The following is a 26535-nucleotide window of genomic DNA, read 5'->3' as shown; positions in this document are numbered from 1 at the left end:
GGTGAACGCTTAGCGGTAAATCCCGACGGACGGCGCATCGCCGACATAGCCAAAACCGCGATACATCCCCTCGCAGTTGAACGGCAGCGCGATATTGCCGTGGCGATCGACGGCGATCATGCCGCCGCTGCCACCGAGCGCCGGCAGCTTCTCCATCACCACCCGATCGCTGGCGGCCTGCAGGCTGAGGCCACCGTATTCGATCAGGGCGGAGACGTCATAGGCCGCCACGCCGCGCATGAAGATTTCGCCGGTGCCGGTGCTGGAGACCGCCACCGTGGCGTTGTTGGCATAGCAGCCGGCGCCGATGATCGGCGTGTCGCCTACCCGCCCGGCCTGCTTGTTGGTCATGCCGCCGGTCGAAGTCGCGGCGGCAAGGTTGCCCAGCGCATCCAGCGCCACCGCGCCGACGGTGCCGAATTTACGATCGGGGTCGAGCGGCTCGCCGGCCTGCGCCGCACCGTCGTGATCGAGCAATACCCGGCCCTGCTCCGCCTGGGCCCGGTGCAGCTGATCGAAACGTTCCTGGGTAAAGAAGAAATCGGGGGCGACCATTTCCAGGCCGTGGGCCGCGGCAAACTGCTCGGCGCCTTCGGTGGCAAACAGCACGTGTTCGCTGTTTTCCAGCACCGCGCGCGCCGCCAGCACCGGGTTGCGGATGCGGCTGACGCCGGCGACGGCGCCGGCATCGCAGGTGCGGCCGTCCATCACGCAGGCATCAAGCTCGTGGGTGCCCCGATGAGTGAACACCGATCCTTTACCGGCGTTGAACAGCGGGCACTCTTCGAGCAGCCGCACCGCTTCGGTCACCGCGTCCAGCGCGCTGCCGCCCTGCGCCAGTATCGCCTGCCCGGCGGCCACGATCTCGGACAGTGCCTGGATATACAGCCGTTCTTTTTCCGCACTCAGCGCCGCCCGGGTAATTGCGCCCGCGCCGCCATGAATGGCAATCACTGGTTTGCTCATTTGCCTGACACCCTGTGTTAATCCCGCCGTTGCACAGCGAATAAGCTGAGCGCGGTATCATTATTATTCAGTCTTTTTCGACTCTATTTAGTCCTACAGTGGAAGTACAGCATAACGTCCACGTCCCGCTTTTAGCGTAGTCCGCTTAGACCGTTTCGCACCTTGAAATAGCTTATTGGAATAAAAACAGCAGGTTATAAAAAACGGCAAACCGCCGATCCTGCGGCTGAGATTATTGGTAATTTCGCGTGCGGAAATAGCGGCATGGCATAAGGAAATAAACGTTCGCGCTGAATAACGCTTATTGCGGCGCCCGGCCTGCTGTTTTTTTCCGGCCGGGCGCAGATGATCCAACGATTAAAAACCCGATCCAGGCTGTTGTAAAAAGGCCTCTTCTTCCGGCGTGCTGGTGCGCCCCAATATCGCATTGCGATGCGGGTAGCGGCCGAAACGATCGATGATCGCCTTATGCCGCAGCTCGAACTCCAGCTGGTCGCCGTTGTTGAGCTCGGTGTACAACGCCAGCGCCTGCTGATGGATCAGCGGCGATTCCGAATGCATGAACGGCAGATAGAGGAAGCCGCGCTGCTCACGGCTCAGCCGTTCGCACTCGCCGCTGCGGATCGCCTCCTGCGCCAGGATCAGCGCCATGCCGTCGCAGGCGAACGACTGCGGCGTGCTGCGGAACAGGTTGCGGCTGAACTGATCGAGCACGATTACCTCCGCCAGGCGTCCTTCGATGGTATCGCGCCAGTGCGCCAGCTCCCCCGCCGCCGCTGCCCGCCAAATTTCGCCGAAACGGCTGTGCAGCAGACGATCGAAATCGTCGTCCTTTTTAAACCACATGATCGGTTCGATCTCGTCGAACCAGAACTCGATAACCTGTTTATGCATCATGATTCTCCTCTGTTTTGCGCAGTTTATACCCGTTCGCCCCGGCGCCGCAGTACGAAAGATGGCAAGCATAACCCGTTCTCCCCCCCGGCGTTCTCTGCCATAATACCCGCACTTTGTCGCTAATTTAGCGCACCCTGATTACGGAGTTCCCTTTATGGATCATTGCCATACTTCCGATCTCATTTCCCTGGAGCAAGCGCTGGAAAAAATGCTCGGGCAGATCGCCCCGCTGCAGCAGACCGAATCCGTTGCCCTGACCGCCGCCGCCGGCCGCATCACCGCCGCGCCGGTGGTCTCGCCGCTCGACGTGCCGCCGTTCGCCAACTCGGCGATGGACGGCTATGCGCTGCGCCTCGCCGATCTGGCGGCCAATGCGCCGCTGCCGGTCGCCGGTAAGGCCTTCGCCGGTGCGCCGTTCGACGGCCAATGGCCGGCCAACAGCTGCGTGCGCATCATGACCGGCGCCCCGATCCCGGCCGGGGCGGACGCGGTGGTCATGCAGGAGCAGGCCGAGGTGAGCGACCAGGGCGTGCGTTTTACCGCGCCGGTTGAAGCCGGCCAGAATATCCGTCTGGCGGGTGAAGACATTCGCCGGGGCGCGAGCGTGTTGCCGGCCGGCGTGAAGCTGGGCGCCGCGCAGCTGCCGCTGCTGGCTTCGCTTGGCGTCGCCGAAGTGCAGGTAATGCGTAAGCTGAAGGTGGCGGTGTTCTCCACCGGCGACGAACTGCAGCCGGTCGGCCAGCCGCTGCAGGCGGGCCAGATCTACGACACCAACCGTTTCGCGGTGCGCCTGATGCTGGAACAGCTGGGCTGCGAGGTGCTCGATCTCGGCATTATCCGCGACGCTCGCGATGCGCTGCGCGCCGCTTTCGAACGGGCGGACAGTCAGGCCGACGTGGTCATCAGCAGCGGCGGCGTCTCGGTCGGCGAGGCCGACTACACCAAACAGATGCTCGACGAACTGGGCCAGGTCAGCTTCTGGAAGCTGGCGATCAAACCCGGCAAACCCTTCGCCTTCGGCAAACTGGGCCACGCCTGGTTCTGCGGCCTGCCGGGCAACCCGGTTTCCGCCGCCCTGACCTTCTACCAGCTGGTGCAGCCGCTGCTGGCGAAGCTGGCCGGCCACAGCGACTGGCGCCTGCCGCCGCGCCTGCGGGCGCGCGCATTGACGCCGCTGAAGAAATCGCCGGGCCGCCTCGATTTCCAGCGCGGCGTGTTCAGCAGCAACGCCGCGGGCGAACTGGAGGTCAGCACCACCGGCCACCAGGGCTCGCACGTTTTCAGCTCCTACAGCCAAGGCAACTGTTTCATCGTGCTGGAGCGCGAACGCGGTTCGGTGGCGGTAGGCGAAACGGTGGAGATCGAGCCGTTCAACGCCCTGCTGAGGAGCTGAGCATGCTGCCGGAATTGACCGACGCCGAAGCGCTGCGCTACAACCGCCAGATCGTGCTGCGCGGCTTTGACTTCGACGGCCAGGAGAAGCTGAAGGCCGCCCGCGTGCTGATCGCCGGGCTGGGCGGGCTGGGCTGCGCCGCCGCGCCTTACCTGGCGGCGGCCGGCGTCGGCCATCTGGTACTGGTGGATTTCGACACCGTCTCGCTCTCCAATCTGCAGCGCCAGATCCTGCACCGCGACGATCGCATCGGCCAGAGCAAAGTCGCCTCCGCCAGGCAGGAACTGAGCGCCATCAACCCGCATATCCGCATCGACGCGATCGACGGCCGTTTGGAAGATGAGGCGGTTGCGGCAGAGATCGCCGCCTGCGATCTGGTGCTGGACTGCACCGACAACGTGGCGGCGCGCGACGCCCTGAACCGCCTGTGCCACGCGCAGCAAAGGCCGCTGGTTTCCGGCGCGGCGATCCGCATGGAAGGCCAGCTCAGCGTGTTCACCTATCAACCGGGCGAGCCCTGCTACCGCTGCCTGAGCCGGCTGTTCGGCGACAGCGCTCTCACCTGCGTCGAAGCGGGCGTGATGGCCCCGCTGGTCGGCACTATCGGTACCCTGCAGGCGATGGAAGCCATTAAGCTGCTGGCCGACTATGGTCAGCCGCTGCGCGGTAAGCTGTTGATGTTCGATGCGATGAGCATGCAGTTCCGCGAGATGAAACTGCCGAAGGATCCGCACTGCGAAGTGTGCGGCGGGGAGTGACGGATAAAAAAAGGGCGGGATAATTCCCGCCCTGATGCGTTGCCGCGAGGGTTACACGATGCCCTGGCTGCGCAGATAGTCTTCGTAGTTGCCGGTAAAGTCGATCACCTTGTTCGGGGTGATTTCCAGAATGCGCGTCGCCAGCGAGCTGACGAACTCACGGTCGTGGGAGACGAAGATCAGCGTGCCTTCGTACATCTCCAGCGCCATGTTCAGCGATTCGATGGATTCCATATCCAGGTGGTTGGTCGGTTCGTCCATCACCAGAATATTCGGGCGCTGCATCATCAGCTTGCCGAACAGCATGCGGCCCTTCTCACCACCGGACAGCACCTTCACTTTCTTCTTGATGTCGTCCTGGCTGAACAGCAAACGGCCCAGCACGCTGCGCACCGCCTGCTCGTCGTCTTTTTCCTGCTTCCACTGGCTCATCCAGTCGAACACGGTCAGGGTATCGTCGAACTCGTATTCGTGATCCTGCGCGTAGTAACCGATGCGGGCGTTTTCCGACCACTTCACGGTGCCGCTGTCCGGCTGTGCGTCGCCCACCAGCGTTTTCAGCAGGGTGGTTTTACCGATGCCGTTGGCGCCCAGTACCGCAACCTTCTCACCCACTTCCACCATCAGGTTCAGCTTGCTGAACAGCGGGCCATTGTCGAAGCCCTTGGTAAGCGCTTCCACTTCCAGCGCGTTACGGAACAGCTTCTTGTCCTGATCGAAACGGATGAACGGGTTCTGGCGGCTGGAGGCCTTCACTTCTTCCAGCTGGATCTTGTCGATCTGGCGGGCGCGCGAGGTGGCCTGCTTGGATTTGGAGGCGTTGGCGCTGAAGCGGCTGACGAACGATTGCAGCTCGTTGATCTGCGCCTTCTTCTTGGCGTTGTCGGCCAGCAGACGTTCACGCGCCTGGGTGGCGGCGGTCATGTATTCGTCGTAGTTGCCCGGATAAACGCGCAGTTCGCCGTAGTCCAGATCCGCCATGTGGGTGCAGACCATGTTCAGGAAGTGACGGTCGTGCGAGATGATGATCATGGTGCTGTTGCGTTCGTTCAGCACCTGCTCCAGCCAGCGAATGGTATCGATGTCCAGGTTGTTCGTCGGTTCGTCGAGCAGCAGAATTTCCGGATCGGAGAACAGCGCCTGCGCCAGCAATACGCGCAGCTTCCAGCCCGGCGCGATTTCGCTCATCGGGCCGTAGTGCTGTTCCACCGGAATGCCGACGCCAAGCAGCAGTTCGCCGGCGCGCGCTTCGGCGGTGTAACCGTCCATCTCGCCGTAGGCGACTTCCAGATCGGCCACTTTATAGCCGTCTTCTTCGCTCATCTCCGCCATGGCGTAGATGCGGTCGCGCTCTTCCTTCACCGCCCACAGCTCGGTGTGGCCCATGATCACGGTGTCCAGCACGCTGTATTGTTCGAAGGCGAACTGATCCTGGCGCAGTTTACCCAGGCGCTCATTCGGATCGAGGAACACGTTGCCGCCGGTCGGCGCCAAATCGCCGCCGAGGATTTTCATAAAGGTGGACTTGCCGCAGCCGTTGGCGCCGATCAGGCCGTAACGGTTGCCGCCGCCGAATTTGACAGAGATGTTTTCAAACAACGGCTTGCTGCCGAACTGCATGGTGATGTTGTTGGTGCTTAACACAGCGCTCGCTCTTTATACATAGGGAATGTGATTTGGCGCGCATTATGCCACAACGGGGTTCAGAGATCGCGGGAAGTTTTGGTGACATTTTGAGCGGTGGGTTCACACCGTTTGCCGGTGGGCATTGGCTTGCGTACAAAAAGTCTGCTAGATTCGGCGATTCATATTGAAAAGGATTTCTATGAAAAGCGCAAAGCAGATAGCCAACGACATGGCGGATGCCGTAAACATTGACAGCAATTTAGTACGCGGGTTTGCACAAGGTTTTATCAGTGTACCGGTCGATTTCTACTACCTGGGCTACGACTATATTGATACTGAAAACAGATGGTTAAACTCGCAAGATAAAGAGCGATTTATCAGACTCATCAAGTCAGGCCTGGCCAATAAAGCGAGCATCGAGAAAGTGGCTCATATCTTCATCGAAAACTTCGCCAGCAAAGTCAAATTTGAAGATGTTAAGGACATGACCATAAGAACATCAGGCAAACTCATCGGCAAATTCGCATTTAATCAGTTAGCCACCGCAAACATGGGATATATATTCTCTAAACAAATCATTCCACGACTTGTCTCGGGTGTTGCCGTTGGCTCAATTCTCACCGCTGGGGCAAGCATATCGCGCTCTGTCTATACATCACGCGACTTGAGGGCAAGAAACTCGCGGATGTATGATCAACTCAGACGCCTGGGAAACCTCGATCTGCTGTACTTTCTGTTAGAAAACAAAGTCCGACCATTCGAGGATGCCGTCTCGGTTTGGGAAAGAGATCGAAAGAAATTCAACCAAATTTGTCAGTACTTTTTTGCAAAGGTTAACGTATGAAGAACTTTATGCTGGTGGCTTTATCCAGAATTATTCAGGGCATAGGGTGTGGAGTGATAGCCCTCTCGCTATTGGCCATTGCCTGGTTCGTATTTTACTCCGACGACCATTTGAAGTATCTGTGGGTTGCGATATCAATAGCGGGAGTTTTCTTAGGATATGTCATTTTCAGGTTTGCGGTTAAAAAAGTGTACGATGAAAGTCCTGAGTGAACGGTGTAATTTAAATTAAATAAAGACAGTTATCATATTGCTTTCAATGCTAATTACTGACTCTCTAGCCGATGAGCTGTAATTAACTCAGCTACATTCTGCACGCAGACTACTATCTTTGCGACGTATCTACCCCAGATAATTAGATGAGCCAAAGCTACGAAAGTGGCGGAAATCCATTAAAATCTATCTATCCCATTGTTATAGAAAGAAGATAGTTCGAATGGGTTGCTTCTGGCCCCACTCACTTTGGTTGTAATACTCGCCAGGGGACTTGTGAAGAGCATGCCAAAACTTATGCAGGGAATACCAGTTAAATGGCAAAGTCCATCCCGAAAAAACTAACCAAACAAATTAATAAAACTGTCAATAATAAATACTTGTGACTAATAGCATAATCCACGGTCTGATAAGCAACAAAACATGATGCTTGTTAGATGAAAAATGAACTTCAGATCAAATTTGACCAACGTGCTCGAGAGTTACGTAAAGAGCGTGGCTGGTCACAGGAAGAGTTCGCTGATAGATGCGGGTTATACCGTAACTATGTGAGAGGGATTGAACGTGGGGTGAGGAATCCTACATTAGAAGTGATTAGCATGCTAGCTTTAGGTTTACAAGTGTAAATTTTTAATTTATTTTCCACTTACAATAATAACGACTAGTTGCCAATTAACTCATGGATATAAACACAGTACAAAAAGTGCTTACATTTAGTTATCATCTATTACGTTGTACTTATGTTGTAAGCCTTTAAAATCAACCAAAACAAGGACTCAATGTATGGATGGAGTATCCAATAATGCAACGAAGAAGCTACTTGGCTTTGATTATCAGAAGCTTCTAGCATTAGAGTCCTGTTTAAATGCTAAAGAAAATGAAACAATCTGGATTGAATGCTATGGGGATATCGCTCATGCAGATAAAAGTACAGAGGTGAAACATCATTTAACTCGTGGTTATTTAAATGATGCTCACATTGACTTTTGGAAAACATTATATAATTTAGTAAGTGAATGTAAAATACTATACAACTTTAATAGATTTGAGTTATTAACCACGTCGGAAATAGACTCATCTTCTATATTTTTCAATTGGAATAACATTTCAAAAGAAAGCAAACTCGAAAAAATAATAGCAGTTAAATCCAATAAAACCATATCAAAATATTATGATTTCGTTTTAAATTATGATCATTCAGAATTACTCAGTATATTAGAGAAATTTACTATCACCGGTTCTCAGCCATCGATAGATGAGAAATATGAAGAGTTAAAATCACATGCGTCTTTTCTTACAATACCAGACCTGCATGTAGATAGCTTTATGCATAAAATGCTAGGTTATATTTCAATGAAGGCTATTGATAATATGGACCGATGGCACATAGAAAGAAATGATTTTAAAAGAGAGATGGAAGGCTTTGCAAAGGTTTTCATAGATAAAGATTATCCATTTCCGTTAGTCGCTAAAAGGGATGTAAATAGAAGCAATGTATCTAGCTTTCATTTTATTGATGAACTAAAAAAAATTGATCTTGATGACACTATAGTAAACAATGCCATAGTAGACTTTCTTCGTGCAGAAAGGAGCACGCTAAAAATATTAAAACTTCATACGTCTATGGCTGACAATCTTGAAGACTTTGATGATACTCTTAGTGAAGATCTTTCTTTAGTCAAACTGAAGCACTCCACAATAATCTCTCGCGAAAAACAGAAAGAATTAGAGATAATATCGACATCAAAGAAACTATACTCGGAATGCTTGCTGTTAAATAATAAAAAAATCCTAGGAATACAGGAAATAGCAGGGTATTACCAAAAAGGTAGGATACACTCAATTGTCGATAGAAAGGAGTTTTCTTGGTTATTTTCGGAGAATAAAAAATGAGACCAAAAGAAATTTCTTCATTATTAAACTCTCCGTTATGGATTGCTTTATTATTAAAATACTTTTTATCAGGAGCACAAAAGATAAAAAAGAATGGAATAGACTTGGAGGTAATATATCTTTCCATTCCATTTATATTAAATGAGTCAGTTGTAGATGAGCTATCACATGGCAATAAAAGTTCTAACCTGAGCAAAATAACTACAAATCCTATGCTGCGGGGAGAATTTATTGCATCACGTGATTTAATAACATTTTATAAATCTATAGTAAAAACCGGATTGATAACACTAGCCTCATCTTGCAATTTGAAAATAGGCAATAAAATATATTTAGAAAATGTGATGACCTGCCCCCACGATTAGATACAACACTCAGTTAGTAACGTCGGAATCTTCATTCTCAGAATGACCCTTTCTCCAGCCCGCTGCAAATTCAGACGGTGTCTGATAATTCAGCGTGGAGTGCGGGCGGCATTCGTTATAATCCTGCCGCCAGTCATTAATAATTTTCCTGGCATGAACGATATCGCTGAACCAGTGCTCATTCAAACATTCATCGCGAAATCGTCCGTTAAAGCTCTCAATAAATCCGTTCTGCGTTGGCTTGCCCGGCTGGATTAAGCGCAACTCAACACCATGCTCAAAGGCCCATTGATCCAGTGCACGGCAAGTGAACTCCGGCCCCTGGTCAGTTCTTATCGTCGCCGGATAGCCTCGAAACAGTGCAATGCTGTCCAGAATACGCGTGACCTGAACGCCTGAAATCCCAAAGGCAACAGTGACCGTCAGGCATTCCTTTGTGAAATCATCGACGCAGGTAAGACACTTGATCCTGCGACCGGTGGAAAGTGCGTCCATGACGAAATCCATCGACCAGGTCAGATTGGGCGCCGCCGGACGGAGCAGCGGCAGACGTTCTGTTGCCAGCCCTTTACGACGTCTTCTGCGTTTTACGCCCAGGCCACTGAGGTGATAAAGCCGGTACACGCGCTTATGATTAACATGAAGCCCTTCACGGCGCAGCAACTGCCAAATACGACGGTAGCCAAAACGCCTGCGCTCCAGTGCCAGCTCAGTGATGCGCCCTGATAAATGCGCATCAGCAGCCGGACGGTGAGCCTCATAGCGGCAGGTCGACAGGGATAAACCTGTAAGCCTGCAGGCACGACGTTGCGACAGACCGGTCGCATCACACATCAACATCACGGCTTCCCGCTTCTGGTCTGTCGTCAGTACTTTCGCCCAAGAGCCACCTGAAGCGCCTCTTTATCCAGCATGGCTTCGGCAAGCAGCTTCTTGAGTCTGGTGTTCTCTTCCTCAAGCGACTTCAGGCGCTTAACTTCAGGCACCTCCATACCGCCATACTTCTTACGCCAGGTGTAAAACGTGGCATCGGAAATGGCATGCTTGCGGCAGAGTTCACGGGCGGGTACCCCAGCTTCGGCTTCGCGGAGAATACTGATGATCTGTTCGTCGGAAAAACGCTTCTTCATGGGGATGTCCTCATGTGGCTTATGAAGACATTACTAACATCGGGGTGTACTAATCAACGGGGAGCAGGTCAGTGACTATAAACTTTAATTCACTAACAGATTCACATGTAAAAAAGCACTGTAAAGCGGCATACAATTTAGGTGCAATTTTAGCTAAAGAAGAATCTGTGGAGTTACTTATTAGGTTTGGAGCAAAATAATGAAAGCCATCATAGAGTCAATAAACATCTTTAATGAGGCAGGAGAGCATCGATTCATTGAGTTAACAAATGGTCTTAATGTTATTACAGGTGACTCTAAAACAGGAAAGAGCGCTCTATTAGAAATAGTCGACTATTGTTTATTTTCAAAAACATCAAGTATTCCAAAAGGTGTTATTACTACATTCTCATATTTTTATGCTGTCGTTTTCAAGCTTAGAGATAGTTATATAATAGTTGGCAGGCATGCTCCTAAAACTAATCTAGGATCAAAAGCATTCATTAAATTAGAAACTAATAAAGAAAATATATCACCTTTAAGTCTTAGCTATTTCGAAGATCAATCTCCTACCACGCTAAAAGCAGCTCAATCTAAATTTGAGACATATTTAGGCCTCTCAGTTTTAGATATGAAAGATGAAGTAAATAGTTTTCACCATGGTAAGGCTTCAATTAGAAATGCCGTTTCACTGTTATTTCAACACCAAAATCTAATAGCAAATAAGCACGCATTATTCTATAGATTCCATGATTTTGTAAAAAGAGATAGAACAATAAAAGAACTACCTATTTTTCTAGGCTGGGTGGAGGGGAACTACTATAGGTTAATAAGAGAACGCGAAGATATATTGAAAAAAGTACGCACCCAAGAAAAAATTGAGATGCACGCGAAAAACTCTCAAGAAGAAAATAACAAAATAATAAAAAATCTTGTTGAGGAGTATCTTTCTGCTATTGATTATAAAATAGATGATAACATCAGTTACTCTAAACTGTTAACATTGGCTAAAAACCTTCCTCCAGTACCTGACATTCCACATGGCTCTCCTCAAACGGAAAAAAACTATCAATATGAGAATAATTTACTTTCGGAGTTAAGTTCAAAACTTATTGAAATAAATAGGAAAATTGCCATACTAGAGAATTGCTCCGATATATCTATTCATCATGCAATCGATTTAAAAAAAATAAAGAGCACATTCGATATTTTTGAACCAGGTGAAATAATTACTTGCCCACTTTGCGCTAGTGAACAACCTCAGATCACCCATGAATTAAAGGAATTAGTGACCCATCAGGAACAGCTAATTACCGACTTGAATAAGTTGCAATATTTCCAAGAGGATACATCTCAGGAACTGGAGAGATTAATCAAGCAAAAAGATAGTATAAAAAAGGACATCAGAGTATCTAATGCAAAAATAAAAAATTATGAAAAAAACAAGATCGAACTAAGCAAGCTTAATAATTTTAGAGAAAAAGCTAGTTTCATGAGAGGAAAGGTGTCCTCGCTGATCTCCTCTTTTTTCAAAAACAATGATATTATTAATTCAAGTGACAGCTTAAAAGACTTAAGAGATAAGTTGAAAAAAATAGAACTTGAGTTATCACAATATAATTTGGATAAAAAATACTCATCTAGTGAAGCTCGTATTTCTAAAATAATGACTCAAATTTGTAACGAATTAGATTTTGAAGAAGAATTAAAACCAGCAGAGTTACATTTTTCGTTGAGAGATTTTAATTTTTATCATGCTCATGCAGGAGAAAAAATAAGTTTACATGAAATGGGAAGTGGTGCTAACTGGTTGGCTTGCCATTTATCTCTATTCTTAGGGATATTATTCTTACTAACAATAGAGGAAAAATCTTGCATCCCTGCTTTTTTGTTTTTAGATCAGCCAAGCCAAGTTTATTTCCCTTCTGATGCGGATCGAAAATCAGCAAAAGACTCGGACATCAAACAAGTAGAAAATATATTCAATACTATAAACTCCGTTTTAGAGCACATAAAAAACAAATCTAATTTCATGCCACAAGTTATAATTCTTGAGCATGCTGACAAGCTGCAATTAAAAGACATTGATTTCGAAAGTATAGTTAGAAAACGCTGGAGAGAGAACGGCGAGAAATTAATTTAAATAGCTCTCAAGTACATTGAGTTGATTGTTTAATTTAATTGGTTTTTTGTAAAACAACAGGCAATCCGGTGAATTTTAATTTACACTTGGTTGCCTAATTATCTATTTTATGGTATCTGTTTTTTTGTATACTTTTCCCGTATGGATATGTCCATAAGCAAGATAAACAAAATTAAGAGGTACACTTGCGACTATATTCTTAACCTACAACCATATCTGGCGTCAGTATTAACAGCATCATTCGCTTATCTATGGCTTGATATTAATGCACCAACATACAATAAGATTAATATACCCGTCATACTTCAAGCTGCTTGAGTGTTGGCTCTCCTCGTTCACCCCAGTCACTTACTGGTGTAAGCTCCCGGGGACTCACTGCGTTGCAGCCTCCAAGCAACTGGAATTATTTTGGGTATATATTACCAATTCATGTCGTATTCTCGCGTATATGAAATTTATAAAGGTAATTCTCTAAGACTGATACTTAGCAGATATTTTATACATATAAAAATTTTACATATGAAACAACACTGTGATGTTGTTGGTGCTTAACACAGCGCTCGCTCTTTATACATAGGGAATGTGATTTGGCGCGCATTATGCCACAACGGGGTTCAGAGATCGCGGGAAGTTTTGGTGACATTTTGAGCGTTACCGACGGATGAGTCATACCTGCATTTAATAATGCCGATGAAAATCACGGGGAGGCTTCGCACAGCAAGCTGTACAATAGCTGAAACAAATTCACCAAACATATTAATTAGCGGCATTAATTAAAATAAAAAATTACATTTATTCTCTCCAGATACCGCACCAGGTACGAATAAATCGCACTTGAATACCTCTTGGGAATCATTGATACAGTCAATACGCCTCTATTTAATTCTATTTCTTGCCGACTATCGCCGCATATTCTGCTATACGCGACATTTTGTGACCCTCCTCTTAAATGCCAGGATTTTTTCGATGATTAATGCGCTCCAGCTCACTAAATCGGCACTAAACCACCTCACTGCTACACGTCATAAATCCAAAAAAAACATATAAATACAAAATCTTAAGAAAAATCAAACCAGCGTTATCCCGTTAACCACCCTCATGTTGCATAGAATTGTACATACAAGTATATGTAAAGGAGACGTTGCCATTCTGTTGCCGCTTCGTGTGGCGGTTATCGCCGTCCCGGATAATGCCATCACGGCCAGAACATAATAACAACACACCGTCCACCTATCGCGAGAGATAACGATGAACACTGCTGAAAAAACCTTGCCCAAAAGCCAAACGGCAGAGAAAGGCGCGGTAAATTACAAAGTCATTGTCGGCGCCAGCCTGGGCAACGGCCTGGAGATTTTCGACTTCACCGTATACAGCTTCTTTGCCGCCATCATCGGCAAACTCTATTTTCCCAGCGACAGCGCCTACGGCTCTTTGTTGATGTCGGTGGCGGTGTTCGGCGTCGGCTTTATCATGCGCCCGCTGGGCAGCATGGTGCTGGGCGCCTATGCCGACCGGGTCGGCCGCAAGGCCGCCATGCTGATGACTATCGTCTTGATGGGCATCGGCACCGCCCTGATCGCCTTCGCACCGACCTATGCGCAAATCGGCGTTCTGGCGCCGGTGCTGATCGTGGTCGGCCGTTTGATTCAGGGCTTCGCCGCCGGCGGTGAAGTCGGCTCTGCCACCACGCTGCTGCTGGAGTCCGCCGGGGCCAATCAGCGCGGCTTTTTCGTCAGCTGGCAGGCCATCAGCCAGGGCGTCAGCGCCCTGCTCGGCGCCTCTTGCGGGTTGGCACTCACCTATTTTCTGCCGGAAGAGGCGCTGTATGCCTGGGGCTGGCGCGTGCCGTTCATCATCGGCCTGCTGATCATTCCCGTCGGCGTCTATATCCGTAAGCACCTTGAAGAGACCTACAGCGGCGAACAGCCGGATCGCGCGCGAGCACCGTTGAATCCGGTATGGGATCTGGTGAGCAACCACGCCAAGGATCTGTTGCTGGGGGTGTTGGTCATCATGTCCGGCACCGTGATGGTTTACGTAGTCTTGCTGTACATGCCGACCTACATGATGCAGACCTACCGCATCGCCGGTCCGACCGCCTACCTGTTCAGCTGTATCGCCTCCGTGGTGCAGATCGTGGCGGTCTATTACGCCGGGCGCTATGTCGATCGGATACAGAATTACAAAAGGCCGCTGCTGTTCTCCATCTTTGCGGCGCTGATCCTGATTTACCCAACCTTCTGGTTCCTCAGCGCCACGCAAACCCTGTGGCTGGCGATCGTTTTCCGCATCCTGCTGATCGGCGCGCTGGGCATCAACATGCTGGCCAGCACCATGCTGATCGTCTCGGCACTGCCGCGCCACGTGCGCGCCACCGGCACCTCGATGATTTACGCCTTCGGCGTGACGCTGTTTGGCGGCTCGGCGCAGCTGATCGTCACCTGGCTGCTGGAGACCAGCGGCAACCCGCTGGCGCCGGCGTGGTACGTGACCGGCATGCTGACCGTCAGTCTGATTGCCACTTTGCTGTTCCGGGAGCGTCACACCGAATAAAGTGCCGTCAATACCGATTCTGCCGCAGGCGGTAAACGCCTCTGGAGCGAGAAGACATTCCCGCCTGCGGACACGCGCTCAGACTGGCGTCATTTCGCGCACTCGCGCGGCGGAAATTTAGCGGCAATCATCGCCGCCGTGGGCTGCAAACCGCCGAGGCTCCATTGTTCTGGCGCATGTTCATCGATTCTGACCCAAACCGACGGCCTGAACGCCGGATCGCCGCGCCCTTCTATCTCCACCAGCAAATCGGTAATACGCGCCAGCAATTCACGTTTTTGTCCGTCATCCAGCATGCCTTTTACGGTTTGCACATTAACAAATGGCATTATAATCTCCTTGAACATAGATAAGTCTAAAAACAAGACTTAGGTTAGCGAAGGAAAATGCCCATGTCAAAATCTCCCGATCTCCCCACCGTTTCACTTGCCCTGTGCGGGCTGGCGCAGGCGGCTGATCTGCTTGGCGATCGTTGGACGTTGCTGATCCTGCGCGAGGCATTCTACGGCGGCCGCCGTTTTGAAGAACTGCGTGAAAATATCGGCGCGTCGCGTCAGGCGTTGAGCAACCGTCTGAACGCCATGGTAGAACAGGAGCTGTTGGCCAAACGCGCTTACCGGGAACCGGGCGAGCGCGAGCGACATGAATATGTCTTGACGGACAAGGGGCGCAGCCTGGGGCCCATTCTGGTTGCTCTGATGGCGTGGGGTCACCGGCATATTCTGCATGACAACCCCCACGTTCAACTGGTGGATAAACGCAGCGGGCTGCCGGTAGAGCTGGCATTGCTCGATGCGCAGGGCCGCGTGGTGCCTGAAGACGCGTTGCAAATGTCGGCCGTTGAGCTCCCCCCAGCCTGACTTACCCATTCTGGTCTACGCTTGATACCAGACTGATTTAGGACAAGGATGCTGAACCATGCCGCACCTCTATAACACCGCGCTGCTGATCGGTGCCGCGCTGAGCGCCATCGCCGCGCTGCTGCATATCTGGGTGATCGCCGCCGGGCCGCGCGGCTACCGGCTATGCGGCGCCGGCGATCGCTTCATTAAGGCGGCGGAAGCGGGTAAAAAGTTCCCGGCCGTTGTCACCGCCGGTATCGCGCTGGTGCTGTTTATTTGGTCGCTGTATGCGCTTTCCGGCGCGGGCCTGATCGCGCCGCTGCCGCTGCTGCGGCCCGCGCTGTTTATCATTACCTTCATCTACCTGCTGCGCGGCGTCGCCGGCCCCTTCGCCCTGCGCGATACCGGCCGCAGCCAGCGCTTTATCGTCGTCAGCTCGCTGATTTGCCTCGGCTTCGGGCTGGTGCATCTGCTGGGGATGACGCAGCGCTGGGGGGCGTTGGCGTAACGCCCTGTTCCTGCAAGACGGCAATAAACGCCTGCGCGGCGGCGCTGCGGTAAGCGCCTTTGCGCTGCAGCCACACCGCCTGCCGCACCGGCATGGCGTTGGCCAATGCCACTTTTTTCAACTGCCGATTCTCACGCGCAATGGCGGCCGGCAGCAGCGTGGCGAGCTGCCCGCGCCGCACGATCTCGACGATGGCGCCCAGCGCGTTGGCCTCCACCGCCACCTGCGGCCGAAATCCCAGCTGCGTGCAGTAGCGATCGATAAACTGGCGCGTGGCGAAGTCGCCGCTCAGCAAAGCCAGCGGCAGATGTTGCCACTCCGCCAGCGTCAGCGGCCGATGCCGCGCCGCCAGGGGATGCCCGGCACCGACCATCAGCTCCAGCGTCTCGCTGAACAACGCCGCCGCTTCCACCTCCGCCGACTGCGCCATCTCGAAGGCGATCCCCAGATCCAGCCGATCCTGCGCCAGCAGCGTCTCAATTCGCTCTTGCGCCATCTCCTCAATACTCAGGGTAATCCCCGGGTAGCGGCGGTAGAACGCATCGATCGTCGGCCCCACCAGATAGGCGGTGAAGGTCGGCGTCATCGCCAGCCGCAAATGGCCGCGCTCGAGCGTCGCCACGTCATGGATCGCCCGCGCGCCGGCGTCCAGATCCTGCAGCGCCAAGCGCGCATAGCGCATCCATGCCTCACCGGCGTCGGTCAGGCGCACGGCTCTGCCGCTGCGATCGAACAGCGGCGCCCCCAGTGTGTCTTCCAACTGCTTGATCTGTTGAGACAGCGTCGGTTGCGAGACGTGCAGCGCTTCGGCGGCGCGGGTGAAGTTACCCTGTTCGGCAACGGCCAGAAAATAACGGATGTGTCGCAGCAGCATAGCGCCCCAGCTATTAGTAAAACCTATAGCCAGCATTATAAATGGGTCTTAGACCCTATAGCCAGAAGCGTTCATCATGCCGCCATCGCATAACGACACCCAATGGAGAAACGGATGAAAGAGGTGATTGAAGGCTTCCTGAAGTTCCAGCGCGAAGCCTTTGTTGAACGCACGGCGCTGTTTCAGCAGTTGGCGACCCGCCAAAACCCGCGCACCCTGTTTATCTCATGTTCCGACAGCCGCCTGGTGCCGGAGCTGGTCACCCAGCGCGAGCCGGGGGATCTGTTCGTGATCCGCAACGCCGGTAACATCGTGCCTTCTTTCGGCCCCGAACCCGGCGGGGTTACCGCCTCGGTCGAGTACGCCGTCGCCGTGCTGGGCGTGGAGGATATCGTGATCTGCGGCCATTCCGACTGCGGCGCGATGACCGCCATCGCCACCTGCCAGTGTCTGGAACACCTGCCGACGGTCGCCGGCTGGCTGCGTTACGCCGATTCCGCCAAGGCGGTCAATCAGGCTTATCCGCACGCCTCCGACGAGGCCCGGGTCGCGTCGATGGTGCGCGAAAACGTCATCGCCCAGCTCAACAACATCAAAACGCACCCTTCCGTCGCCCTGGCGCTGGATCAGGGCCGCCTGACGCTGCACGGCTGGGTCTATGACATCGCCAGCGGCGCTATCGAGGCGCTGGACGGCGAAACCCGCCGCTTCGTGCCGCTCGCCACCCATCCCGAGGTGACCGCCACCCCGGCGATCGCCCGTTTTTAAGCCAACAAAAGGAGCTAACATGACACACTCTCTGCACAACGCCGCCCCGCGCGAAGCGCTCACCGACACCATCATGGCCGCCAAGATCCGCCATAACCTGACTTTCGACGCGCTGGCCGAGGGCACCGGTCTCAGCCTGGCGTTCGTCACCGCCGCGCTGCTGGGGCAGCATGCGCTGCCGGAACCGGCGGCGCGCACGGTAGCGGCCAAGCTGGGGCTGGACGAAGAGGCGGTGCTGCTGCTGCAAACCATCCCGCTGCGCGGCAGCATTCCCGGCGGCGTGCCGACCGATCCGACCATTTATCGCTTCTATGAAATGCTGCAGGTTTACGGCTCCACGCTGAAAGCGCTGGTGCACGAGCAGTTCGGCGACGGCATCATCAGCGCCATCAACTTCAAGCTGGATATCAAAAAGGTCGCCGATCCGGACGGCGGCGAACGCGCAGTGATCACCCTGGACGGCAAGTACCTGCCGACCAAGCCTTTCTGATTGGCCTTGCGCCGGCGGCCCGCGCCGCCGGCAAATTGACAGCCAACCGGCCATTGGCTACATTAACTGCGCTGAAACGCCGCCCTGGCGTTTTTCACTGCCCGAGGCCTGTATGTTGGAGATTGTAACCACCCGATAGTCGCTTCCTTGCCGTATGGCGAGGGACTCTGACGTATCCGACGCGCGTTTGCGCGGGGATGCGCGTATCTGGGGTTATTACAGGATCTCCCAACATGAACATTTCCAAAGCGGAACAACGCGTGCTGCACGTGTTGGCCAAAGGCGGCTATATCGCCTTCACCCGCAACGACGCCGGTCGCGTCACCCACGTCGAATGCTACACCCGCGAAGGGCTCGGCCTGGCCGACTGCTCGCTGGCCGTCTTCACCAAACTCAAAACCAAACGCCTGATCCTCTCTCGCCAGGGGCGCCCTTATCGCGTCACCTTCGCCGGGCTCAAGGCCGTGCGGGCGCAGCTGGATAACCGTTAATCATCGATATCGGCCGGGCAGGCAGCCCGGTCGGCTCAGCCTTATTTAATCAGGATACAACCATGGACATCACTTTACGCCACGAAACGCCGGCCGACGTCGGCGCCATCGCCACCCTGACCGCCGCCGCGTTCCTGCATGCCGAACACAGCAGCCACACCGAGCAGTTTATCGTCAACGCGCTGCGCGCGGCAGGCGCCCTCACCCTGTCGCTGGTCGCGGAGCACAATGGCACACCGATCGGGCACGCGTCCGTCTCGCCGGTCATACTCAGCAACGGCGCCGCCGGTTGGTACGGGCTGGCACCGGTGTCGGTGCTGCCGGCCAGTCAGAACCGGGGGATCGGCAGCCGGCTGATCCGCCAGCTATTGGCCGAACTGCAGGAACGGCACGCCGCAGGCTGCGTGGTGCTGGGCGATCCGAACTATTACGGCCGTTTCGGCTTCCAGGCGCAGACCGCGCTGACCCTGCCGGGCGTGCCGCAAGACTACTTCCGCGCCATCGCCTTCCAGGGCGCGCTGCCGTGTGCGGAAGTCGCCTTCCACAACGCGTTTAACGCCGAAGCCTAACCCTGTTGCCGGCGCCGTCATGGCGCCGGTTTTCAGTCCTGTTCGCTATAATGCAAGACGGTCATCCCTTCCTCTTCCGCCGGGGGAACAAAGTACTGCGCCAGGTGCTCAAACTCCGCTTCGCTCAGTGTAAACGGGTGCTCGCCGCGCGCGTTTCTCAGCGTTATCCGGCTCAGGCACTGCGCATGGCTGACGTCGAGAAAATGCAGGCAGTGCGCGACGCCGGCCTCCTCCGCCAATGCTTTGGCCCAACGCCGCCTGTCCGGCGTATTCATCGGGAAATCGAGCGCCACGGACCAGCCGCCGCGCAGCAGCTGAACGAGGTGCCCGCCCAGCGCCCGCCGTAACCGTTCGGAACAGCGCGCATAGTCTTGCAGGCTGGCCATCTCCTGTTCATACAGCGTCGCCAGCAACGCATCTTCGACCAGCAACAGCGTTTGCGGTTGCTGCGCCAAACGCTGCGCCAGCGTCGATTTGCCTGCGCCGGCCTTGCCGCACATCAGGTGTAAAACTGCAGGGTAGGTTTTCATGCCGTTCTCCGGTCGTTGCCGGAAGGGGATAAAAAAACCCGCCTTGCCGGCGGGTTTTTTATTGGCGACACACGCGCTATCCCACCACACGAAGCATGGTGATAATAATTTGCGCGAATGGGCGATAGGATCTTTTCATAACTAAGGAATATGACAACCGTGCGCCGTTGTCAATTCGCCGTCATCAATCCCTGTTCTCGCACAAACTCGGTGAATAAACTCACTTTCTGCTGCACATGCCGGCGCGTCGGGTAAACCGCGAAGACCTGATGCGCTTCGGCAATCTGTTCAGGGAACAGCCGCACCAGTCTGCCGGCGGCGATTTCGGGATCCGCCACGAACGACGGCAGCGAACCGATGCCCAGTCCCGCCACCAGCATGTCCCGCAGCATCAGGCTGTTGTTGGCGATCAACCGGGGAGCGAACGTCACGCTCAGGCTCTCCTCGCCGGCGGTGAACTGCCACTGCCCCGGCCTTTCCGCCAGGGAATAGGCCAGACAGCTGTGCCGCGGCAAGTCATTCGGCGTTTGCGGCACGCCGTGCTGTGCCAAATAGTCGGGCGCGGCGCAAATTCGCTGGTGCACTTCACCCAGTGCCCGGGCGCTGAGGGAAGAATCCGGCAGCCGTCGGCGAATGCGCAAGGAAATATCGAAACCGGCCGCCACCACGTCCAATACCCTGTCGTCCAGCGTCAGTTCCACCTGCAGCTGCGGGTAGCGTTGCATAAACGGCGGCAGCAGCGGCGACAGCACCGTGAGGCCGAACGAGAGCGGCGCATTGACCCGCAGCGTGCCGGAGACCTGCTGCGCGCTGGCGGCAACCGTCTGCTCCAGCGCGTCGAACTCGCCGAGCAGACGACAGGCTTCCTGGTAATAGAGCAGCCCGGCTTCGGTCAGGCTCATGCTGCGGGTGGTACGCACCAGCAACAATGTACCCAACCGGTTCTCCAACTGCTTAATCTGCTTGCTCAACGCCGCCGGCGTGATCGCCAGATCCTCCGCCGCCTTATAAAAACTGTTGCGCTCAACCACGCGGCGAAAGGCGCGCATCGTCAGTAGCACGTCCACATTATGTCCTATTGGTTAATTATAAATTCAATAAAACACAGATTATTAACCTCAACAACCTCAGTAGACTTTATTCAACCGCTTCCCTGAATGGGAAGTGAATTTAATCTACTGATAATCATGGAGTTAATAATGAAAAAGACCCTGTTTGCCCTGATGCTCGGCCTGAGCGCCGCCGCCGCCCCCGTCGCCGCGCTGGCGCAATCCCCCGCCGCCGACAGCCGCCAGACGGGTTATGTGCAGCCGCTGACCGCCGAGAACAGTCTGCTGCTGCTGGTCGATCTGCAGGACATGTTCGGCATGACCATTTCCTCTATCGACCAAACCAATCTGGTGAATAACGCCGCCGGCATCGCCAAGGCCGCCAAGGTGTTCAACGTGCCGACCATTCTGGCCTCGGCCAACGCCAAAAGCTTCGCCGGGCCGGTATTCCAGCAGGTGACGCAGGCACGCTCGGACCTGCAGGTGTACGATCGCACCGCCATCAACGTCTGGCAGGATCGGCGCGTGGTGGACCTGATCAAACAATCCGGCCGCAAGAAAATCATCATCGGCGGGCTGTGGACCGCCAGCTGCGTGATGCTGCCGGCGCTGTCCGCCCTGGGCGAGGGATATGAGGTTTATATTCTGTCGGACGTCACCGGCGACATTACGCCAGACAGCCAAAACAACGCCATGCAGCGCCTGATACAGGCGGGCGCCACGCCCATCAACTGGGTGGCGTTGATGCTGGAATGGCAGCAGGACTGGAGCCGCAAAGCCACGGCGGGAAGCGTATTGCAGATCGCCCGCGACCACGGCGCCGCCTGGGGGATGGGCGCCAGCTACGCCGGGGCGATGAAGGTGGGCAGCGAAGCGAAATAACGGGCGAAGAAAGCCCGCCGCCGGCGGGCTTTCTTCAAGTGCGGTGATAACAACGGCTATCCTGCGGCGCCTGTTCGCGTCTCTCCAGCCCGTAGTCCCGCACCACTTCCGCCACCCGCAGCCGATACTGCGCCAGCACCTCGCCACGGCCGCGCGCCTGCGCCGCCCGGTGCTGCTCGAGATTGCGCCACTGCTGCACCGCCGCCTCGTCGCGCCAGAAGGAGAGCGACAGCAGGCGCGCAGGATCGGCCAGGCTTTGAAAGCGCTCGATGGAAATGAATCCGTCGATCTGCGCCAGCAGCGGCTTCAGCTCAGCCGCCAGCGCCAGATAGGTATCACGCTGCCCGTCAGCGGCCTGCAGTTCAAAAATCACGGCGATCATTATCGTTTCCTCTCAACGGTAAAATTCAGGTACGCGCGCATTGTAGGAATGGCGCCACCGCACCGATTCCAACGCCCGCTCATCAATATCCAGCGAACACAGATGCGCCACGCCGCAGCGCGCGATAATTCTCGCCCAGCGTTCGCCCGGGCAGCGGTGTGCCCCTGCGCCGAAGGCCAGTTCACCGTCGGCGCCGAGCAACAGCAAGACGGTCTGCCCCACGCGCAGCGTACAACCGGCAAGCTGCGTTTCGCGTAAGACGAAACGGCGCGTGTTTTGGATAGGTGGCGTCAGCGCCCGCACACGATCCAGCGCGGTGTCCACTTCACCGTTCTGCCGTGCCAGCAAATACGCCAGTCCGATCCAGCCCGCCGTCGCCTCACAGGCCTGAAACAGCAGGCCGAGCGCATTGGCCGACACAAGCCGGGCGTCGCCGATCTCCCGCACCAGGGCCTGGCGCAGCACGCCATTCCCCGTCGCCAGCCGGGCACAGAGCCGCTGTGCCGCCGCAATGCCGCGTGCCAGCTGCTGCGGCGTGCCGCCGGGGGCGATACAGCGGACAAAGTCCAGGCTGTCGTCAATAAGATGTTGCCACTGCGCTTCGGGTACGCCCAACAATGCGCCGAGGGTGCAGACCGGCAACCCGTAGTTAAAGCGGGTGATCGCCGCCGCCTCGGCGGCCTTTGGCGCTAACCGCGCCGCGCACTGCGCCGCGGTTTGCTGAATCAGAGTATCGTCGCAGGAAGCTAACGCCCGCTGCAGCGCCGCCTTAAGCGTGCGATGCTCCTCGCCGTCGCGCATCCGCGCCAGCCCGGCGAACAGCGGCGCCATCGGCGTCTCCAGCAAGGCCGTCGGCACCGGCTCATCGGCCGGCCGCACGCCGAGATCGGCATTGAGCAGCGCTTCCCTCACCCACTGCGGCGTAGCGGCCACCCAACATTGCCATGCGCTATCCCAGCTCAAGGGCGGCAAGGTGCGATAGTGCATCTGCGGCTCGGCGGCGAGCGCGGCGGCATAAGGACATTCGGACATGGTTTTCTCCCTCGGTACCAGATGGCGATAACCACAGGCTAGCGCTGGACGCGCAGTCATACTTCGCCTAACCTCGAAGTATGCATAACATCGACATAGAAGATCGTTTAGCGGCGCTGAGCGCCGCCATCGCCGACCGCACCCGGGCACGCATGCTGTGCCTGTTGATGGATGGGCGCGCCTACACCGCTACCGAGCTCAGCGCGGCGGTCGAGGTCGCCCCGTCCACCGCCAGCGCACATCTGGCGAAACTGCTGGAGCAGCGGCTGATCGCCTGCGTCAAACAGGGGCGCTACCGCTATTTTCGGCTGGCCGGTCAGCCGGTGGCCGAAGCGCTGGAAGGCCTGATGGCGCTGGCGGGCGTACCACGCCCGTCGGCGAAAAGCAGCACGCCCACCACGCTGCAATATGCCCGCACCTGCTACGACCACATGGCGGGCGAGGTGGCGGTGAAGCTGCACGATCGGCTGCATGCGCTGAACTGGCTGAGCGGTGTGGAAGACTACCGGTTAAGCGACGTCGGTCAGGCCTCGCTGGCGCGGCTGGGCGTCGATTGCTCCCCCGCCCCCACCCGCCGCCGCTTCGCCTGCGGCTGCCTGGACTGGAGCGAACGCCGCTCTCACCTCGGTGGCGCACTGGGCGCCGCGCTGTTGGCCGCCTTTATTCAACGCGGCTGGATCGTCCGCCGGCTCGACAGCCGCGAGCTGCAGCTGACCCCCGCCGGTAAAAAAGCGCTGGCCGCACATTTTGAGCTCACGGTGTAACCCGGCGGCGGGGTAGTTTTACTGCAATACTCAAGGGGTACGCTTAAGTGACCCCGCCAACCCGAGGAGTTTCCATGCTCGATTCCACCCAATTCCCGATCGTCAAACGCTGGCCGGCTCAGCACCCGGAACGGTTGCAGCTCTATTCTCTGCCGACGCCGAACGGCGTCAAAGTGTCCATCATGCTGGAAGAGATCGGCCTGCCTTATGAAGCGCACCTGATCGACATCGGCAACAACGAAACCTGGACGCCGGAATTTCTGGCGCTGAACCCGAACGGCAAGATCCCGGCGATCATCGATCCCGATGGCCCCGGCGGCCGACCGCTGCCGCTGTTCGAATCCGGCGCCATTCTGCTCTACCTGGCGGAAAAGAGCGGCCGTTTCCTGCCGCAAGATCCGGCGCAGCGTTATGAAACCATTCAGTGGGTGTTCTTCCAGATGGCCGCCGTCGGCCCGATGTTCGGCCAGCTCGGTTTCTTCCACAAATTCGCCGGGCGCGAGTATGAAGACAAACGGCCGCTGGAGCGCTACAAGAACGAATCGAAACGCCTGCTCGGCGTATTGGAAACGCGCCTTGAAGGCCGCGACTGGATCATGGGCGCGGACTACACCATCGCCGATATCTCACTGCTGGGCTGGGTGCGTAACCTGATCGGCTTTTATGAGGCGCGCGAGCTGGTGGCGTTCGACAGTTTCCCGCGCGTCGCGCAGTGGCTGGAGCGCGGTCTGGCGCGGCCGGCGGTGCAGCGTGGGCTGGCTATTCCGGCGCGCGCGGCCTGACGCCAAACGGGGTGGCCGCCGGGCCATCCCGTCTTTCTCTGTCATAAAATTGTCATCCCTCTGCTCTACTCTCCTTACGTAACAATTTGATGTTATTTACATTGTTGTATTACGACAAGGAGCTTACCCCATGCAACCTGCTGTATCCCTGATCGCCGGCGCCGTGCTGTCCGCCCTGCTCTGCTCCTCCGCCATCGCGGCGGAAACCTCGGCCAATGCCGATAGCCTGACCGAGCGCGCCGCGCGCGGCACCCTCACCGAGCCGGGCGGCGCCCGTCGTCTGGCCGGCGATCAGACCGCCGCGCTGAAGGCGTCGCTGTCGGACAAAACGGTGAAAAACGTGATCCTGCTGATCGGCGACGGCATGGGGGATTCCGAGATCACCGCCGCGCGTAACTACGCCGAAGGCGCAGGCGGTTACTTCAAGGGCATCGACGCTCTGCCGCTGACCGGGCAATACACCCACTACTCGCTGGATAAGAAAACCCACAAACCGGATTACGTAACCGACTCCGCCGCCTCCGCCACCGCCTGGGCCACCGGGGTGAAAACCTATAACGGCGCGCTCGGCGTGGACGTGAACGGCAAAGACCAGCCAACGCTGCTGGAGATCGCCAAAGCGGCCGGCAAGGCCACCGGCAACGTCTCCACCGCCGAACTGCAAGACGCCACGCCGGCGGCGCTGGTGTCGCACGTCACCTCGCGCAAATGCTACGGCCCGGAGGAAACCAGCGAGAAATGCGCTGCTAACGCGCTGGAAAACGGCGGCCGCGGCTCCATCACCGAGCAGCTGCTGAAAACCCGCGCCGACGTCACGCTGGGCGGCGGCGCGAAGTCCTTCAACCAACTGGCGAAAAGCGGCGAATGGCAAGGAAAATCGCTGAAGGACCAGGCGGCAGCCCAGGGTTACCAGTGGGTGAGCAATGCGGATGAACTGCAGGCCGTTACCTTGGTCAATCAGCAAAAACCGCTGCTGGGCCTGTTCGCCGACGGTAACATGCCGGTGCGCTGGCTGGGGCCGAAAGCCAGCTATCACGGCAACCTCGACAAGCCGGCGGTAACCTGCGAAAACAACCCGGCGCGCACCGCGGCCACGCCAACGCTGGCGGCGATGACCGAAAAAGCGATCTCGCTGCTGAAAGACAACCCGAACGGTTTCTTCCTGCAGGTAGAGGGCGCGTCGATCGATAAGCAGGATCACGCCGCCAACCCGTGCGGGCAGATTGGTGAAACCGTCGATCTGGACGAAGCGGTACAAAAAGCGCTGGCCTTCGCCCGCGCCGACGGCAACACGCTGGTGATCGTCACCGCCGACCACGCGCACTCCAGCCAGATCGTCGCCGCCGACGCCAAAGCGCCGGGCCTGACCCAGACACTGACCACCAAAGACGGCGCGCCGATGACCCTCAGCTACGGCAACTCGGAAGAGGAATCGCAGGGGCACACCGGCACCCAGCTGCGCGTCGCGGCCTATGGCCCGCACGCCGCCAACGTGGTGGGGTTGACCGATCAGACCGATCTGTTCTTCACCATGCGCGATGCGATGGGCATCAAGTAACCGCCTTGTGAATCCTGGCCGCCCGCAACGGCGGCCATTTATTATTGGTTACCGATGCGTATTTGCAATTTAACCGCAATTATTGTGTGATAACGAAATAACGTTTAATTGCGCGACAATTAAACCCTGTAAATAACATGGTTATACGGCCTTTCTCCCCTCTCTGTTTATTCCTGCGACAGCAACCGGCCGTTTTTTGCTTATATTCATTTTTTTTAGTTACAAAAGTAGTTTTTAACATTCTCGCAAACAATA

At 55.5% G+C, this 26535-nt stretch carries 28 protein-coding genes; 18 read left to right on the top strand and 10 right to left on the bottom strand.

The features are described from left to right. Nucleotides 1-9 precede the first annotated feature (9 nt). Nucleotides 10-966, bottom strand: a complete 957-nt coding sequence (locus C3F38_RS10130) for an isoaspartyl peptidase/L-asparaginase family protein (protein WP_055317578.1) — start codon at nt 964-966, stop codon at nt 10-12. A gap of 357 nt (nt 967-1323) precedes the next feature. Further along, nucleotides 1324-1860, bottom strand: a complete 537-nt coding sequence (locus C3F38_RS10125; RefSeq protein WP_055312409.1) for a DUF924 family protein — start codon at nt 1858-1860, stop codon at nt 1324-1326. Between the two features lie 157 nt (nt 1861-2017). On the opposite strand from C3F38_RS10125, the gene moeA reads away from it, so the two are divergent. Together moeA and moeB are read left to right on the top strand one after the other, a co-directional pair. Next, complete coding sequence (moeA, locus tag C3F38_RS10120) at nt 2018-3256, top strand: molybdopterin molybdotransferase MoeA (RefSeq protein ID WP_055317579.1); 1239 nt, start codon at nt 2018-2020, stop codon at nt 3254-3256. A 2-nt stretch (nt 3257-3258) separates the two neighbouring features. After that, complete coding sequence (gene moeB, locus C3F38_RS10115; RefSeq protein ID WP_047728158.1) at nt 3259-4014, top strand: molybdopterin-synthase adenylyltransferase MoeB; 756 nt, start codon at nt 3259-3261, stop codon at nt 4012-4014. A gap of 51 nt (nt 4015-4065) precedes the next feature. Here the strand turns inward: moeB and C3F38_RS10110 are convergent, their stop codons facing one another. Then, a complete protein-coding gene (locus C3F38_RS10110; RefSeq protein ID WP_033637709.1) occupies nt 4066-5658 on the bottom strand; it encodes an ABC-F family ATPase in 1593 nt (530 codons plus the stop codon). A 181-nt stretch (nt 5659-5839) separates the two neighbouring features. On the opposite strand from C3F38_RS10110, the gene C3F38_RS10105 reads away from it, so the two are divergent. The 4 genes from C3F38_RS10105 (at nt 5840) to C3F38_RS26150 (ending at nt 8954) form a co-directional block, all read left to right on the top strand. Beyond that, on the top strand, nt 5840-6484 hold the full coding sequence (locus tag C3F38_RS10105) for a hypothetical protein (RefSeq protein ID WP_065424615.1): 645 nt from the start codon (nt 5840-5842) through the stop codon (nt 6482-6484). A 649-nt stretch (nt 6485-7133) separates the two neighbouring features. Further along, nucleotides 7134-7322, top strand: a complete 189-nt coding sequence (locus C3F38_RS10095) for a helix-turn-helix domain-containing protein (protein WP_071934081.1) — start codon at nt 7134-7136, stop codon at nt 7320-7322. 157 nt (nt 7323-7479) lie between these two features. Next, nucleotides 7480-8589 carry an ABC-three component system protein gene (locus tag C3F38_RS26155; protein ID WP_146052609.1) on the top strand — a complete coding sequence of 370 codons (1110 nt, stop codon included), beginning with the start codon at nt 7480-7482 and terminating at the stop codon, nt 8587-8589. Further along, complete coding sequence (locus C3F38_RS26150; RefSeq protein ID WP_139108016.1) at nt 8586-8954, top strand: three component ABC system middle component; 369 nt, start codon at nt 8586-8588, stop codon at nt 8952-8954. The genes C3F38_RS26155 and C3F38_RS26150 overlap by 4 nt, the downstream gene beginning before the upstream one ends. A 9-nt stretch (nt 8955-8963) precedes the next feature. On the opposite strand, the gene C3F38_RS10085 is transcribed toward C3F38_RS26150, so the two are convergent. Then, nucleotides 8964-10084 (bottom strand): IS3-like element ISSen4 family transposase gene (locus tag C3F38_RS10085; protein ID WP_085950818.1). Its coding sequence is split into 2 segments (ribosomal slippage): nt 8964-9826 and nt 9826-10084, totalling 1122 coding nucleotides; the frame shifts between segments, so codons are not numbered across the junction. Between the two features lie 199 nt (nt 10085-10283). On the opposite strand from C3F38_RS10085, the gene C3F38_RS10080 reads away from it, so the two are divergent. Together C3F38_RS10080 and C3F38_RS10070 are read left to right on the top strand one after the other, a co-directional pair. Next, the gene (locus C3F38_RS10080; protein WP_071934045.1) at nt 10284-12206 is read left to right on the top strand and encodes a DUF3732 domain-containing protein; all 1923 of its coding nucleotides are present in this window, start codon (nt 10284-10286) and stop codon (nt 12204-12206) included. Nucleotides 12207-13454: 1248 nt separating this feature from the next. Continuing rightward, nucleotides 13455-14759: an MFS transporter gene (locus C3F38_RS10070; protein WP_055317656.1), complete on the top strand. Its 1305-nt coding sequence runs from the start codon at nt 13455-13457 to the stop codon at nt 14757-14759. An 89-nt stretch (nt 14760-14848) separates the two neighbouring features. Here C3F38_RS10070 and C3F38_RS10065 read toward each other — a convergent pair whose 3' ends face one another. Further along, nucleotides 14849-15088 (bottom strand): 4-oxalocrotonate tautomerase family protein, encoded by a 240-nt coding sequence (locus tag C3F38_RS10065; protein ID WP_038880946.1) that lies wholly within the window; start codon nt 15086-15088, stop codon nt 14849-14851. A gap of 63 nt (nt 15089-15151) precedes the next feature. On the opposite strand from C3F38_RS10065, the gene C3F38_RS10060 reads away from it, so the two are divergent. Together C3F38_RS10060 and C3F38_RS10055 are read left to right on the top strand one after the other, a co-directional pair. Further along, a complete protein-coding gene (locus C3F38_RS10060) occupies nt 15152-15619 on the top strand; it encodes a helix-turn-helix domain-containing protein (protein ID WP_047728169.1) in 468 nt (155 codons plus the stop codon). 58 nt (nt 15620-15677) lie between these two features. Next, a complete protein-coding gene (locus tag C3F38_RS10055; protein ID WP_033637706.1) occupies nt 15678-16109 on the top strand; it encodes a hypothetical protein in 432 nt (143 codons plus the stop codon). Here the strand turns inward: C3F38_RS10055 and cynR are convergent. Continuing rightward, nucleotides 16033-16983, bottom strand: a complete 951-nt coding sequence (gene cynR, locus C3F38_RS10050) for a transcriptional regulator CynR (RefSeq protein ID WP_055317657.1) — start codon at nt 16981-16983, stop codon at nt 16033-16035. The two genes, C3F38_RS10055 and cynR, sit on opposite strands and share 77 nt — an antisense overlap. Nucleotides 16984-17097: 114 nt before the next feature. Here cynR and C3F38_RS10045 point away from each other — a divergent pair, with 114 nt between their 5' ends. The 4 genes from C3F38_RS10045 (at nt 17098) to C3F38_RS10030 (ending at nt 19301) form a co-directional block, all read left to right on the top strand. Further along, entirely contained in the window at nt 17098-17751 is a 654-nt protein-coding gene (locus tag C3F38_RS10045) for a carbonic anhydrase (protein WP_055317658.1), read from the top strand. A 19-nt stretch (nt 17752-17770) separates the two neighbouring features. Further along, nucleotides 17771-18241, top strand: coding sequence for a cyanase (gene cynS, locus C3F38_RS10040; RefSeq protein WP_038880935.1), 471 nt, complete (start codon nt 17771-17773; stop codon nt 18239-18241). Between the two features lie 233 nt (nt 18242-18474). Continuing rightward, nucleotides 18475-18732 (top strand): YjhX family toxin, encoded by a 258-nt coding sequence (locus tag C3F38_RS10035; protein WP_004939031.1) that lies wholly within the window; start codon nt 18475-18477, stop codon nt 18730-18732. Between the two features lie 62 nt (nt 18733-18794). Next, nucleotides 18795-19301, top strand: a complete 507-nt coding sequence (locus C3F38_RS10030) for a GNAT family N-acetyltransferase (protein WP_047728174.1) — start codon at nt 18795-18797, stop codon at nt 19299-19301. A 32-nt stretch (nt 19302-19333) separates the two neighbouring features. Here the strand turns inward: C3F38_RS10030 and C3F38_RS10025 are convergent, their stop codons facing one another. Together C3F38_RS10025 and C3F38_RS10020 are read right to left on the bottom strand one after the other, a co-directional pair. Further along, nucleotides 19334-19831, bottom strand: a complete 498-nt coding sequence (locus tag C3F38_RS10025) for an ATP-binding protein (protein WP_055313034.1) — start codon at nt 19829-19831, stop codon at nt 19334-19336. Nucleotides 19832-20001: 170 nt separating this feature from the next. Further along, nucleotides 20002-20898: a LysR family transcriptional regulator gene (locus C3F38_RS10020; RefSeq protein WP_038880925.1), complete on the bottom strand. Its 897-nt coding sequence runs from the start codon at nt 20896-20898 to the stop codon at nt 20002-20004. Between the two features lie 132 nt (nt 20899-21030). On the opposite strand from C3F38_RS10020, the gene C3F38_RS10015 reads away from it, so the two are divergent. Then, nucleotides 21031-21762, top strand: a complete 732-nt coding sequence (locus tag C3F38_RS10015; RefSeq protein ID WP_038880922.1) for an isochorismatase family protein — start codon at nt 21031-21033, stop codon at nt 21760-21762. Between the two features lie 34 nt (nt 21763-21796). Here the strand turns inward: C3F38_RS10015 and C3F38_RS10010 are convergent, their stop codons facing one another. Together C3F38_RS10010 and C3F38_RS10005 are read right to left on the bottom strand one after the other, a co-directional pair. Then, nucleotides 21797-22144, bottom strand: a complete 348-nt coding sequence (locus tag C3F38_RS10010; protein ID WP_033646818.1) for an antibiotic biosynthesis monooxygenase — start codon at nt 22142-22144, stop codon at nt 21797-21799. Between the two features lie 12 nt (nt 22145-22156). Then, nucleotides 22157-23176 carry a cytochrome P450 gene (locus tag C3F38_RS10005; protein ID WP_055317659.1) on the bottom strand — a complete coding sequence of 340 codons (1020 nt, stop codon included), beginning with the start codon at nt 23174-23176 and terminating at the stop codon, nt 22157-22159. 80 nt (nt 23177-23256) lie between these two features. On the opposite strand from C3F38_RS10005, the gene C3F38_RS10000 reads away from it, so the two are divergent. The 3 genes from C3F38_RS10000 to phoA all read left to right on the top strand — a co-directional run bounded on the left by C3F38_RS10000 (nt 23257) and on the right by phoA (nt 26280). Continuing rightward, nucleotides 23257-23940: a helix-turn-helix transcriptional regulator gene (locus C3F38_RS10000; RefSeq protein WP_038880916.1), complete on the top strand. Its 684-nt coding sequence runs from the start codon at nt 23257-23259 to the stop codon at nt 23938-23940. 74 nt (nt 23941-24014) lie between these two features. Next, nucleotides 24015-24722, top strand: coding sequence for a glutathione S-transferase N-terminal domain-containing protein (locus tag C3F38_RS09995; protein WP_004939065.1), 708 nt, complete (start codon nt 24015-24017; stop codon nt 24720-24722). A 130-nt stretch (nt 24723-24852) separates the two neighbouring features. After that, nucleotides 24853-26280: an alkaline phosphatase gene (gene phoA / locus C3F38_RS09990; protein ID WP_055316061.1), complete on the top strand. Its 1428-nt coding sequence runs from the start codon at nt 24853-24855 to the stop codon at nt 26278-26280. Nucleotides 26281-26535: the final 255 nt, after the last annotated feature.

It is taken from the genome of Serratia sp. SSNIH1 (assembly GCF_002935055.1).
In the GTDB taxonomy this organism is placed as follows: Bacteria; Pseudomonadota; Gammaproteobacteria; order Enterobacterales; family Enterobacteriaceae; genus Serratia; species Serratia nevei.
This window is presented reverse-complemented; position numbering and strand designations above follow the sequence as displayed.

Excerpts from the sequence above, each read along its gene's own strand:
- C3F38_RS10000 (WP_038880916.1), top strand. The coding sequence starts at position 23,257 with ATGCATAACATCGACATAGAAGATCGTTTAGCGGCGCTGAGCGCCGCC.
- C3F38_RS10105 (WP_065424615.1), top strand. The coding sequence starts at position 5,840 with ATGAAAAGCGCAAAGCAGATAGCCAACGACATGGCGGATGCCGTAAAC.
- cynS (WP_038880935.1), top strand. The coding sequence starts at position 17,771 with ATGACACACTCTCTGCACAACGCCGCCCCGCGCGAAGCGCTCACCGAC.
- C3F38_RS10125 (WP_055312409.1), bottom strand. The coding sequence starts at position 1,860 with ATGCATAAACAGGTTATCGAGTTCTGGTTCGACGAGATCGAACCGATC.
- C3F38_RS10060 (WP_047728169.1), top strand. The coding sequence starts at position 15,152 with ATGTCAAAATCTCCCGATCTCCCCACCGTTTCACTTGCCCTGTGCGGG.
- C3F38_RS10070 (WP_055317656.1), top strand. The coding sequence starts at position 13,455 with ATGAACACTGCTGAAAAAACCTTGCCCAAAAGCCAAACGGCAGAGAAA.
- C3F38_RS10015 (WP_038880922.1), top strand. The coding sequence starts at position 21,031 with ATGAAAAAGACCCTGTTTGCCCTGATGCTCGGCCTGAGCGCCGCCGCC.
- C3F38_RS10035 (WP_004939031.1), top strand. The coding sequence starts at position 18,475 with ATGAACATTTCCAAAGCGGAACAACGCGTGCTGCACGTGTTGGCCAAA.
- cynR (WP_055317657.1), bottom strand. The coding sequence starts at position 16,983 with ATGCTGCTGCGACACATCCGTTATTTTCTGGCCGTTGCCGAACAGGGT.
- C3F38_RS26155 (WP_146052609.1), top strand. The coding sequence starts at position 7,480 with ATGGATGGAGTATCCAATAATGCAACGAAGAAGCTACTTGGCTTTGAT.
- C3F38_RS10005 (WP_055317659.1), bottom strand. The coding sequence starts at position 23,176 with ATGTCCGAATGTCCTTATGCCGCCGCGCTCGCCGCCGAGCCGCAGATG.
- C3F38_RS10025 (WP_055313034.1), bottom strand. The coding sequence starts at position 19,831 with ATGAAAACCTACCCTGCAGTTTTACACCTGATGTGCGGCAAGGCCGGC.
- C3F38_RS10130 (WP_055317578.1), bottom strand. The coding sequence starts at position 966 with ATGAGCAAACCAGTGATTGCCATTCATGGCGGCGCGGGCGCAATTACC.
- moeA (WP_055317579.1), top strand. The coding sequence starts at position 2,018 with ATGGATCATTGCCATACTTCCGATCTCATTTCCCTGGAGCAAGCGCTG.
- C3F38_RS10030 (WP_047728174.1), top strand. The coding sequence starts at position 18,795 with ATGGACATCACTTTACGCCACGAAACGCCGGCCGACGTCGGCGCCATC.
- C3F38_RS10010 (WP_033646818.1), bottom strand. The coding sequence starts at position 22,144 with ATGATCGCCGTGATTTTTGAACTGCAGGCCGCTGACGGGCAGCGTGAT.
- C3F38_RS10065 (WP_038880946.1), bottom strand. The coding sequence starts at position 15,088 with ATGCCATTTGTTAATGTGCAAACCGTAAAAGGCATGCTGGATGACGGA.
- moeB (WP_047728158.1), top strand. The coding sequence starts at position 3,259 with ATGCTGCCGGAATTGACCGACGCCGAAGCGCTGCGCTACAACCGCCAG.
- phoA (WP_055316061.1), top strand. The coding sequence starts at position 24,853 with ATGCAACCTGCTGTATCCCTGATCGCCGGCGCCGTGCTGTCCGCCCTG.
- C3F38_RS26150 (WP_139108016.1), top strand. The coding sequence starts at position 8,586 with ATGAGACCAAAAGAAATTTCTTCATTATTAAACTCTCCGTTATGGATT.
- C3F38_RS10045 (WP_055317658.1), top strand. The coding sequence starts at position 17,098 with ATGAAAGAGGTGATTGAAGGCTTCCTGAAGTTCCAGCGCGAAGCCTTT.
- C3F38_RS10095 (WP_071934081.1), top strand. The coding sequence starts at position 7,134 with ATGAAAAATGAACTTCAGATCAAATTTGACCAACGTGCTCGAGAGTTA.
- C3F38_RS10080 (WP_071934045.1), top strand. The coding sequence starts at position 10,284 with ATGAAAGCCATCATAGAGTCAATAAACATCTTTAATGAGGCAGGAGAG.
- C3F38_RS10055 (WP_033637706.1), top strand. The coding sequence starts at position 15,678 with ATGCCGCACCTCTATAACACCGCGCTGCTGATCGGTGCCGCGCTGAGC.
- C3F38_RS09995 (WP_004939065.1), top strand. The coding sequence starts at position 24,015 with ATGCTCGATTCCACCCAATTCCCGATCGTCAAACGCTGGCCGGCTCAG.